Here is a 9,887-nt window from a genome sequence, read left to right as displayed (position 1 = left end):
TCCAACTACGGCGGCCGGTGTCCACCATCACCCGGGAACTGGACCGTAACCAGCAGCCCGACGGCACCTATCAGCCCCACCGGGCGCACGAGAGAGCCGCGGCTCGACGACTCCGGCCGAAGACCAGCACGATCGCTGGTGATCCGGTGTTGCGGGCGCTGGTCCAGGATGGACTGGCCCAGCGGTTCAGCCCGCAGCAGATCATCCGCCGGCTGCGCCGCGACCATCCCGACCAACCAGGGTGGCATGTGAGTCACGAGACGATCTACCAAGCCCTGTACGTGCAGGCCCGGGGCGGTTTGCGGCGTGAGGTCGCCGGCTGGTTGCGGACCGGCCGCATCGCGCGGCGCCCCCACACCCGTGCGGATGCGCGTCGGCCGCGGATGGCCACCGACATGGTCATGATCAGCGACCGGCCGGCCGAGGTCGCGGATCGGGCGGTGCCCGGGCACTGGGAAGGCGATCTGGTCATGGGCGCGTTCAACCGGTCGGCGATCGGCACCCTGGTCGAGCGGGCGACCCGGTTCGTGATGCTGCTGCACCTGCCGGACGGCTACACCCCGACGGCGGTCCGTGACGCCCTCGTGGCGAAGATCGCCACCCTGCCGGCGCAGCTACGCAGGTCGTTGACGTGGGATCAGGGCAGCGAGATGCACCTGCACGGCCAGTTCACCGCCGCCACGGGGATGCCGGTCTACTTCTGCGACCCGCACTCGCCCTGGCAACGCGGCTCCAACGAGAACACCAACGGCCTGCTACGCCAGTATTTCCCCAAGGGCACCGACCTGTCGGTCCACACCGCCGGGTATCTGGACGCGGTCGCGGCCGAGCTCAACGACCGACCCCGTATGACGTTGGGATGGGACAGCCCGGCCGAACGCGTGACACGACTGCTCACCAGCACCGGCTAGCAGCAGTGTTGCAACGACCACTAGAAACCGCAAGCCCAAGGGGGGCGTCCCCGGACCCATTCTACCAGCGGAAACGGCGGATGATCTTGTAAGGAGGGTGCCTGTGGACAAGTCGAGGGTTGTCCACAGGCGGCCCTAACCCAGTGGCGCGGCGAAGGTGGAGCGGTGTCGGAGGGTCTGGTCGGCGATCTTCAGGGCCAGGTCGACGCGCTGGTGGAGGCTGCCGGTCAGGAGGGCCCAGGCGTGTCCGGAGTCCTGGAGGGCGAAGGTGAACCAGGCGGTCATCCGGGCCCGGACGGCGAGGTCGCCTTCGCGGAGGCCGTCGTCGAGCCACGGGACGCCGACATGGTCGGTGAGCAGGTAGAAGTCGCCACGGCCGACGCGAGGGCGCCGAGTGCCGATGTAGCGGCGCTCCCAGACGGCGGTGGCGAAGGCGTCGGTGTCGCAGACGAGGAGCGGAGAACCGGCAGCGGCGGCGGTGTCCTCGCGGCGGCGCTGCTCGACGGCGATCTTGTCGAAGTCGTCCTGGTTCCAGACGAGCCGATCCAGCTCGCCGCCCTCGGCCCGCCACTTCACATAGGTGTAGTCGCGGCCGTACTCCTCGACCCACCCGGTCCGAGCCCACACGCCGCCGCGAGCACGAAAGGCCTCGGCGACCAGCCGGGACACGGTGGTCGTGCCGGTGGACTCGGCACCGACGAACACGAGCCGCGCGGCCATGCCGGACCGCACCACGGGATCCAGGAAGTCCCACTGGCCGGCGAGATCGGCCCGGATCGCGGTCGACGACACCGAGACGTTCACCCGCGCGGGATCGACCAGCACGTGCTCGGCGCCGAAGCGGCGGGCCAGCTCGTCGCCGTACTTCTCGGACGTGAACACGGCGTCGATCCGGACGTCGCCGAGGGCGGCGCGCATGACGGCGACCTGCGCGGCCCAGATCGGCTCGTCGGCCATGTCCACCGGGACATCGCAGCGGGTGCCGACGACCTGTACTCCAGGGTGCACTTCGCGCATCCACTGGACCCGGTCGGCCAGCGGGATCGACTCCACGCCCGCCGCCTCGATCAGCACCGTCAACCGCCGGCAGCGCGCGGCGGCGGTTCGCACGAGGTGATGGTGCCCCGCGTGCGGCGGGTAGAACTTGCCCAGCACCAGGCCGTGTTCGTACGTCATGCCGGCACCGGCAGCCGTCGCCACTGGCGCAGCCCCAGCACGCACAGCCCGAGGAACAGCACGTACACGAGGGCCGTCAGATCGAGGCGTTTCACCAGGTAGAACGGCACATATATGATATCTGCGGCGATCCAGAAGAACCAGTTCTCGATCTTCTTGGCGTTCAGCAGGAACTGGGCGGCCAGTGAGATCGCCGTGGTCAGGGCGTCCCAGAACGGCGCGGCATCGTCCACCGCGGTCAGGAGCACCGTCAGCCCGGCCGTGCCGAGCACGACGAAGGCCACGCACCCCGCAAGCAACGCCGGACTCGCATGCCCCGGCTCCAGCGCCGTCCGCTGTGGGCCGCCGCGTACCCACTGCCACCAGCCGAGGAAGCCCAGCACGATGTAGATCACCTGGAGCCCGGCGTCGGCGTAGAACTGCGCCGACACGAACAGGACCAGGAAGAACGCGCTGTTGGCGACGCCGACCGGGAAGTTCGCCACATGGGCGAGCACCGTCAGCACCACGCACGCGCCGCCGGTGACGAAGCCCAGCAGCTCGGCCACCGACACCTGGTCGTCGCCGAGCACGAAGAGCACCTGGTTGAGCCAGTCGATCATGGACGTTCCCCTCCCCCGCGAGCCGGCTCACGCTACCTTCTGGCGGTGGCCCTGTTCACCTCTCCGTGCCCGGTGAACGCCCGGGAGCAGAAGTGGATCGAGGAGTCGCTGGCCTGGCTCCGCACCGCTTTCGGCGAACCGCGCGCCGTGATCACGGACCTCGCCGACGACGACGTGGTCGGCCGGCTCTGCCAACTCATGGACGTCGACCCGAAGACGATCACGGTCGAGCTGTACGGCGACTCGGCCGAGGACGACCTGGCCCGCGCCGCCGGGCTCACCGTCCGATCGCGGGGCGCCGCCGGGCACTACCGGCGGGAGAACGGCCGCCCGGTGATCGCCATCGACCGCACGCTCACCTCGACCCGGCTGGTCGCCACCGTCGCGCATGAGCTCGGCCACGTCCGCCTCGACGGCCGCTACCACGGCGACGACCACGAGCCGCTGACCGACCTCCTGACCGTCCACTTCGGACTCGGCATCTTCAGCGCCAACGCCTGTTTCGACTTCAGCCAGGACCATCGACGCCGGCAGGTCCGCCGCCTCGGCTACCTGACCGAGCCGATGTACGGCTACGCCCTCGCGTGCCACGCCCACAGTCGCGGCGAGCGCCGCCCGGCCTGGGCCGGACAGCTGGACGTGAACCCGCGGGCCTACCTGAAGCGAGGCCTGCGCCACCTGCGGCGGACGTGAACGGCCTCACGGTTCCACTTCTCCCAGGATAGTTGTAGGCTTCTAACAATTACAGTCGTACAACTACCCGTGGGGGACCTCTTGCCGGAGCTCAGCCGCCGCCGACGGCAGCTCGTGCTGGCCATCTGCTGCATGAGCCTGTTCATCGTGGGCCTGGACAACACCATCGTGAACCTGGCCCTGCCGGCCATCCAGCGCGACCTGCACGCCTCGGTCACCAGCCTGCAGTGGACCATCGACGCCTACGTGCTGGTGCTGGCCAGCCTGCTGATGCTGGCCGGCTCGACCGGCGACCGCATCGGCCGCCGCCGCACCTTCCAGACCGGCCTGACCCTGTTCGGCCTCGGCTCCCTGCTGTGCAGCGTGGCCCCGAACGCCGGCTGGCTGATCGCCTTCCGCATGGTGCAAGCGGTCGGCGGCTCCATGCTCAACCCGGTGGCCATGTCGATCATCACCAACACCTTCACCGAGCCCCGCGAGCGGGCCAGGGCGATCGGCGTCTGGGGCGGCGTCGTCGGCCTCAGCATGGCGCTCGGCCCGCTGGTCGGGGGCGCGCTGGTGGAGTCGGCCGGCTGGCAGTCGATCTTCTGGATCAACGTGCCGGTCTGCGTCGCGGCGATCATCCTGGCCGCCAGGTTCGTGCCCGAGTCTCGCGCGCCGCGGGCCCGCAAGCTCGACCCGGTCGGGCAGTTGCTGGTGATCGTCCTGTTCGCCGGACTGACCTACGGCATCATCGAGGGCCCGGGCCACGGCTGGGGCTCGCCGGAGATCATCGGCTGCTTCGTGCTAGCGGCGCTAGCGGCGATCGGCCTCGCGATCTACGAGCCGCGCCGCCAGGAACCCCTGATCGACCTGCGGTTCTTCCGCAGCGTGCCGTTCTCGGGCACCACCCTGATCGCGATCAGCGGCTTCGCCGCGCTGGCCGGCTACCTGTTCCTGAACGCCCTCTACCTGCAGCAGGTCCGCGGCCTGTCGGCGATGGAAGCGGGTCTGTTCTCGCTGCCGTCGGCCGCGCTGACCGCGATCCTGGCCCCGATCACCGGGCGGGTGGTGGCCAAGCGCGGGGCGCGGCTGCCGCTGGTCATCGCCGGCATCGGCTTCATCGTCAGCGGCCTGCTGCTCACCCAACTGACCGCCGACCTGCCGCTGCCGCTGCTGTTCCTGCCGTACGTGGCGTTCGGCATCGCCTTCGGCACGCTGAACGCGCCGATCACCAACACTGCCGTCTCCGGCATGCCCCGCGCGCAGGCCGGCGTGGCCGCCGCGGTGGCCTCGACCAGCCGCCAACTCGGCGTGGCGCTGGGCGTGGCGATCATCGGGTCGGTGGTCACCTCGCGCATCACCGGGCCGTTCGTCACCGGTTTCACGCCGGCCAGCCACCTCGGTTGGTGGATCATGGTCGGCTGCGGCGTGATCGTTCTGGCGATGGGTATCCTGACCACGAGCCGATGGGCTCGGCGCACCGCCGACACCGCGGCGGCGACCTTCGAGACCGACGAGCCCAGGATTCCGGTGACCATGTCATGACCACAGAGACCGCGGGCCGGGCCTGGCAGGCGATGCGGTCGCTGGTGCTGGAGCAGCACGACCGCCGCGCCGAGGTCTGCCAGGCGCTGGACATGAGCTTCATCAAGGTCAAGGCGCTGTACAAGGTGGCCCGCGGCCCGCTGACCATGCGCGAGCTGACCGACGCGCTGGCCACGGACAAGCCGTACACCACGCTGGTGGTGGACTTCCTGGAGGACCGCGGCCTGGTGGAGCGCACGCGACATCCCGAGGACCGCCGCTGCAAGATCGTCACCATCACGGAGAAGGGCGCGGCCGAGGCGGCCAAGGCCAACGCGATCCTCAACGCGGCGCCGGAGCCGTTCCTGGCCCTGCCGGCCGAGGATCTCGATGCGCTGGACCGGATCCTGGGCAAGCTGGCGGTCGACTGACTTGCTGCTGCACGGTTTGTGTGGTCCGGACGGCCGAATGGCGCTGTGGGCGGAGGATTCCACCCGGCCTCGCGAGGCCGTCGGCGACGAGCACCCGTTCGCCGTGACGCCGCCCTACGGCTTGCCCGAGACGCGCACGATCACGTTGCCGTCCACGGAATCCGGGCCGCTGGCCGCCACGGATCCGTCGGACGGGCAGCGGCTGCGGCCGTGGCAGGTTCCGGTCGGCGTGGTGGACCCGGCCACGGTTTCGGAGCTGCCGGACGATGTCGGTGACACGGTGCGGTTTCTCGCGGACGTCACCGCGTACGCCGAGGACCTGGTGTCGCGCGGCCGTGTCGTGCCGGACGAGGAATCTCGTTGGCGCGCAGTGTTGTCCGGTGTGGACTCGGCCCGATTCGTCGCGCTGGCCGGGGCGATGCCGCCGGCGTGCCGGGCGGAGTCGCTGGACACGGACGCCGGCACGATCCTGCATTCCACAGTGGACCGGATCGTCGATTTCACAGTGCGGCAACGGCTTGACGGCGTACGACTGAGCCGTGGACGGTCCGAGCTGGACCGGTGGCTCGCGGCCCTCACCGGCGAGCCCCAGTCCTTCCCCTCGCTGGAAAAGCCCCTGGAGTCGTGGCGGGCCAGCGCGGCCTCGGACAGTCCCGTGCGCACCTGTTTCCGGCTCAGCTCGCCTGACCTGGAGGACGACGACTTCTGGCTGCTGGAAGTGTTGTTGCAGTCGGTGGACGACCCGAGCGTGCTGGTGCCGGCCAAGCAGATCTGGCACGGCAACGACGACGTGCTGTACCGGTGGATCGATGACCCTCAGGCGCAGCTGCTGGCCGACCTCGGCCGGGCCAGCCGGCTGCACCGGGGCCTGGAGAAGTTGCTGCGGGAGGCGCGGCCGGCCGAGCTGCGTACCGATGTCGGTGGCGCCCACGCCTTCCTGCTCGACGCGGCGCTGCTGACGCAGGCCGGGTTCGCCGTGCTGCTGCCGGCGAAGTGGGGGCATCTCGGCCTGCGGCTGTCGGCCCGCAGCCAGCAGCCGGTCGCGGCGGTCGGCCGCGAGCGGGGCATGGGCCTCGACCTGCTCGTCGACTACAAGTGGCAGCTCGCACTGGGCGGCGAGCCCCTCACCGAGGCGGAGATGGCCACGCTGGCCGCCGCCAAGGTGCCTCTGGTGCGGCTGCGCGGCCGGTGGCTCCACCTGGACCGCAAACGTTTGGCAGCCGGTCTCGACTACCTCGGCCGATCCGGTCAGGGCACCATGACGGCCGGCGAGGTGCTGTGGGCGGAGCAGGCCGATCTGCCGCTGCCCGTGATCGATGTGCACGCCGAGGGCTGGCTCGGCTCGCTGCTGTCCGAGCATTCCGACAAGCGGCTCGAACCGATCGACACGCCGGCCGGTTTCACCGCGACGTTGCGGCCGTACCAGCAGCGTGGATTGGCCTGGCTGAGCCTGATGGACCGGGTCGGCCTGGGCGCGTGTCTGGCCGACGACATGGGGCTGGGCAAGACGGTGCAGCTGTTGGCGCTGGCCGTGTCGACCGCCGGCCGTGGGCCGACCCTGGTCGTGTGTCCGATGTCCGTCGTCGGCAACTGGCAGCGGGAGGCCGAGCGGTTCGCGCCGACGCTGTCCGTGCACATCCACCACGGCGACGACCGCCTCGACGCCGCGCAGCTTTCGCGGCACGACCTCGTGATCACCACCTACGGCGTGGTCGCCCGGGACGTCGCCACCCTGTCCGATGTGGACTGGGACCGGCTCGTGCTCGACGAGGCCCAGTACGTCAAGAACAGCTCTTCCGTCCAGGCCAAGGCCGTTCGCGCGCTGCCGGCGCGACACCGGGTCGCGCTCACCGGCACTCCCGTCGAGAACCGGCTGGCCGAGCTCTGGTCCGTCATGGACTTCCTCAATCCCGGGCTGCTGCGCACCGAACACACCTTCCGGGCCCGGTTCGCCGTGCCCGTCGAACGGTTCGGCGACCAGGAGGCGGCCGCCCGGCTGCGCCGCATCACCGGGCCGTTCCTGTTGCGGCGCTTGAAGACCGATCGCACCGTGATCGACGATCTGCCGGAGAAGTTCGAGGTTCGCCAGCTGTGCAACCTCACCGCCGAGCAGGCCACCCTGTACAAGGCCGTCGTCGACGACATGCTGGCGCGCATCAGCGAAAGCCGTGGCATCAAACGCAAGGGCCTCGTGCTGGCCGCCATGACCAAGCTCAAGCAGGTGTGCAACCACCCCGCCCAACTGCTGGGTGACGGCTCCCCGGTCGACGGTCGCTCCGGCAAGGTCGCGCGGCTGGAGGAGATCGTCGAGCAGGTCCTCGCCGACGGCGACAAGGTGCTGTGCTTCACCCAGTTCGTCGCGTTCGGACGGATGCTCGTCGGGCATCTGTCGGGGCGCTTCGGCATCGAGGTCCCGTTCCTGCACGGCGGCACCCCGCAGCGCGCCCGCGACGAGCTCGTCGCCCGTTTCCAGTCCGACGACGGGCCTTCGGTCCTGTTGGTGTCGCTCAAGGCCGGCGGCACTGGGCTGAATCTCACCGCCGCCAACCATGTCGTGCACCTCGACCGCTGGTGGAATCCCGCCGTCGAGGACCAGGCCACCGACCGCGCCTTCCGCATCGGCCAGCGGCGGGACGTCCAGGTCCGCAAGTTCGTCTGCGTCGGCACGCTGGAGGAGCGGATCGACCGTCTCATCGCCGAGAAGCGGGCCCTCGCCCAGCTCGTCGTCGGGGCCGGCGAGAGCTGGCTCACCGAGATGTCCACCAGCGAGCTCCGGGAGCTCATCACTCTTGCCCCGGAGGCCGTCGGTGAGTAACGGCCTCGGCGCGCAGTTCATCGCCGTCCTCGAATCCCTGGGCATGGCCTCCCGCCTGCGCCAGGGCCGCCTCGCCGCCCGAGCCGGCCAGGTGCTGAGCATGTCGTTGTCCACCAGCGTTGTCGTCGCCCAGGTGCAGGACGGCGCGCGGACCCATCGGTGCCGCATCGGCATCAAGGCCTTCACCAAGCCCGAGTGGGTCTCCGTAGAGAAAGCCCTGTCGGGTCAGGCCCTGTTCACGGCCCGCCTGCTGGCCGGCGAGGTCCCGTACGAGATGTTCGCCGACCTCGGGCTCCGGCTCTTCCCCGACGACATGCGTGAGCTGGCCATGGACTGCACGTGCGACACGTGGGACATGCCCTGCTCCCACCTCGCCGCCGTGTGCCACCTCTTGGCCGACCTGTTCGACCAGGATCCCTTCCAGGCCCTCGCTTGGCGGGGCCGAGGCCGTGACGAGCTGTTGTCTCGCCTGGGAGAACTCCGCCGCACCACCCGGGAAACCCCGCCCATCAAGGGCTTCTGGCATTCGCAGCAGCCCGTCACGGTCGCGGCGCCCGAACACGTCGAGCGGCTCGACGCCGTGCTGGACGAGCTCGCTCCCCTGCCGCTGGAAGTGCGCGGCGAGCGAGTGGCCGACCTACTGCGACCGGCCTACCGCCAACTCAGGACACCACGCGGTCCAGCACAGTCCTGAACACCTCGCGGTCCACAGTGGACGGATCGGCGGCGAACCACTGGCCCAGCTCCGCGATGAAGCGCTGGGGGCTCATGGGCGGGGCCAGGGCGTCGTCGGGGTCGCCGGTCGAGATCTCCCCGGCCCGGCTGGGGTAGATCAGCACGGCGCCGCGAACCTCGACGCCGGGCAGGAGGTCCTCGAACGCGTCGACGGAGTCCTCAAGTCGCACGGCGCCGCCGCGGAAAGGGTGGCCGTTGCGCCACATGGCGCCGACCTCGTCGACCTCGTAGTGCCCGGGCAGCCAGAGCTTGGACTCGATGAGCACCAGCCGGTGGCCACACAGCACGGCGTGGTCGACGTCGGCGAAGACGGAGTCGGGCAGGGCGAGGCCATGGAAGATGCGGACGCCGGGCAGGCGGGTGAGGTACTTGGCCAACAGCTCGGCGGTCAGCTTCTCGGCCCGGTCGCCGGGCAGGCCGAACGACCGGCTGACGCCGATCTCGGTGGTGAACGACTGGTGCTCGCGCTTGGCGGCCAGTAAGCCCCGACCCATCCGCACCAGCACGACAACGGCGGCGGCCACGAGCAGCAGCACGACGGCCAGTAAAAGGGGGCTCAGGTTGATCGCCAACAGGATGGAGAGCAACAGGATCAGGCTCGCGAGGGCCACCGCGACGGGGGCGTGGCCGGGACCGACCTGGGGCACGTAGCGGATCCGCTCGGCGGCGTCGACCAGCGCCCACCAGGGGATGCCCCGGGGATCGATCCGCGGCAGCTTCGGCACGTAGTCGGGGTCGTCGCCGAAGTCCCGCCGCGGCGCGGGTCTTCTGGTGCGCGGGGCGGCGGCGGGCGGCGCGGGCTCGGGGACGTCGCCGAGGTCGTAGCGGGCCCGCCGGGTGGGGTCGGTCAGCGTCTCGTATGCGACCTGGAGCAGCCGGAACGTGCCGGCGGTGCCGCCGGCGTCCGGGTGCATCACCTTGGCCAGCGCACGGTAGGCCGACTTCACCTCGGCGGCCGATGCGCCGCGCGAGACCCCGAGCAGTTCGTAGTAGTCGACCTCGGCCACGGCGCACACCC

At 70.4% G+C, this 9,887-nt stretch carries 9 protein-coding genes; 6 read left to right on the top strand and 3 right to left on the bottom strand.

The genetic code is table 11. The annotated features are described in order from the left end of the window. The coding region (locus tag AB0M73_RS18430; RefSeq protein WP_363891803.1) for an IS30 family transposase at positions 1 to 911 on the top strand (911 nt) is incomplete at its 5' end. A 135-nt stretch (positions 912 to 1,046) separates the two neighbouring features. Here the strand turns inward: AB0M73_RS18430 and AB0M73_RS18425 are convergent. Both AB0M73_RS18425 and pnuC read right to left on the bottom strand, forming a co-directional pair. Next, positions 1,047 to 2,087: an AAA family ATPase gene (locus tag AB0M73_RS18425; protein WP_363891802.1), complete on the bottom strand. Its 1,041-nt coding sequence runs from the start codon at positions 2,085 to 2,087 to the stop codon at positions 1,047 to 1,049. Further along, the gene (pnuC, locus tag AB0M73_RS18420) at positions 2,084 to 2,689 is read right to left on the bottom strand and encodes a nicotinamide riboside transporter PnuC (RefSeq protein WP_363891801.1); all 606 of its coding nucleotides are present in this window, start codon (positions 2,687 to 2,689) and stop codon (positions 2,084 to 2,086) included. The genes AB0M73_RS18425 and pnuC overlap by 4 nt, the downstream gene beginning before the upstream one ends. A gap of 45 nt (positions 2,690 to 2,734) precedes the next feature. On the opposite strand from pnuC, the gene AB0M73_RS18415 reads away from it, so the two are divergent. The 5 genes from AB0M73_RS18415 to AB0M73_RS18395 all read left to right on the top strand — a co-directional run bounded on the left by AB0M73_RS18415 (position 2,735) and on the right by AB0M73_RS18395 (position 8,828). Then, on the top strand, positions 2,735 to 3,382 hold the full coding sequence (locus AB0M73_RS18415; RefSeq protein WP_363891800.1) for an ImmA/IrrE family metallo-endopeptidase: 648 nt from the start codon (positions 2,735 to 2,737) through the stop codon (positions 3,380 to 3,382). An 81-nt stretch (positions 3,383 to 3,463) separates the two neighbouring features. Next, the gene (locus tag AB0M73_RS18410) at positions 3,464 to 4,909 is read left to right on the top strand and encodes an MFS transporter (RefSeq protein ID WP_363891811.1); all 1,446 of its coding nucleotides are present in this window, start codon (positions 3,464 to 3,466) and stop codon (positions 4,907 to 4,909) included. Beyond that, entirely contained in the window at positions 4,906 to 5,319 is a 414-nt protein-coding gene (locus tag AB0M73_RS18405; protein WP_363891799.1) for a MarR family transcriptional regulator, read from the top strand. Before AB0M73_RS18410 ends, AB0M73_RS18405 begins: the two co-directional genes overlap by 4 nt. Before the next feature lie 37 nt (positions 5,320 to 5,356). Further along, a complete protein-coding gene (locus tag AB0M73_RS18400; RefSeq protein ID WP_363891798.1) occupies positions 5,357 to 8,134 on the top strand; it encodes a DEAD/DEAH box helicase in 2,778 nt (925 codons plus the stop codon). Beyond that, complete coding sequence (locus AB0M73_RS18395) at positions 8,127 to 8,828, top strand: hypothetical protein (RefSeq protein WP_363891797.1); 702 nt, start codon at positions 8,127 to 8,129, stop codon at positions 8,826 to 8,828. The genes AB0M73_RS18400 and AB0M73_RS18395 overlap by 8 nt, the downstream gene beginning before the upstream one ends. Here the strand turns inward: AB0M73_RS18395 and AB0M73_RS18390 are convergent. Continuing rightward, positions 8,797 to 9,876 carry a DnaJ domain-containing protein gene (locus tag AB0M73_RS18390; protein WP_363891796.1) on the bottom strand — a complete coding sequence of 360 codons (1,080 nt, stop codon included), beginning with the start codon at positions 9,874 to 9,876 and terminating at the stop codon, positions 8,797 to 8,799. The two genes, AB0M73_RS18395 and AB0M73_RS18390, sit on opposite strands and share 32 nt — an antisense overlap. Positions 9,877 to 9,887: the final 11 nt, after the last annotated feature.

The sequence above is a fragment of the Kutzneria sp. NPDC051319 genome (assembly GCF_040682195.1).
Lineage (GTDB): Bacteria > Actinomycetota > Actinomycetes > Mycobacteriales > Pseudonocardiaceae > Kutzneria.
The sequence above is the reverse complement of the archived record's forward strand: the minus strand, read 5'-3'. Positions and strand labels throughout refer to the sequence as shown.

What these genes read in the sequence shown, in the direction of transcription:
- AB0M73_RS18425 (WP_363891802.1), bottom strand. Translation starts at nt 2,087, where the DNA reads ATGACGTACGAACACGGCCTGGTGCTGGGCAAGTTCTACCCGCCGCAC.
- pnuC (WP_363891801.1), bottom strand. Translation starts at nt 2,689, where the DNA reads ATGATCGACTGGCTCAACCAGGTGCTCTTCGTGCTCGGCGACGACCAG.
- AB0M73_RS18405 (WP_363891799.1), top strand. Translation starts at nt 4,906, where the DNA reads ATGACCACAGAGACCGCGGGCCGGGCCTGGCAGGCGATGCGGTCGCTG.
- AB0M73_RS18400 (WP_363891798.1), top strand. Translation starts at nt 5,357, where the DNA reads ATGGCGCTGTGGGCGGAGGATTCCACCCGGCCTCGCGAGGCCGTCGGC.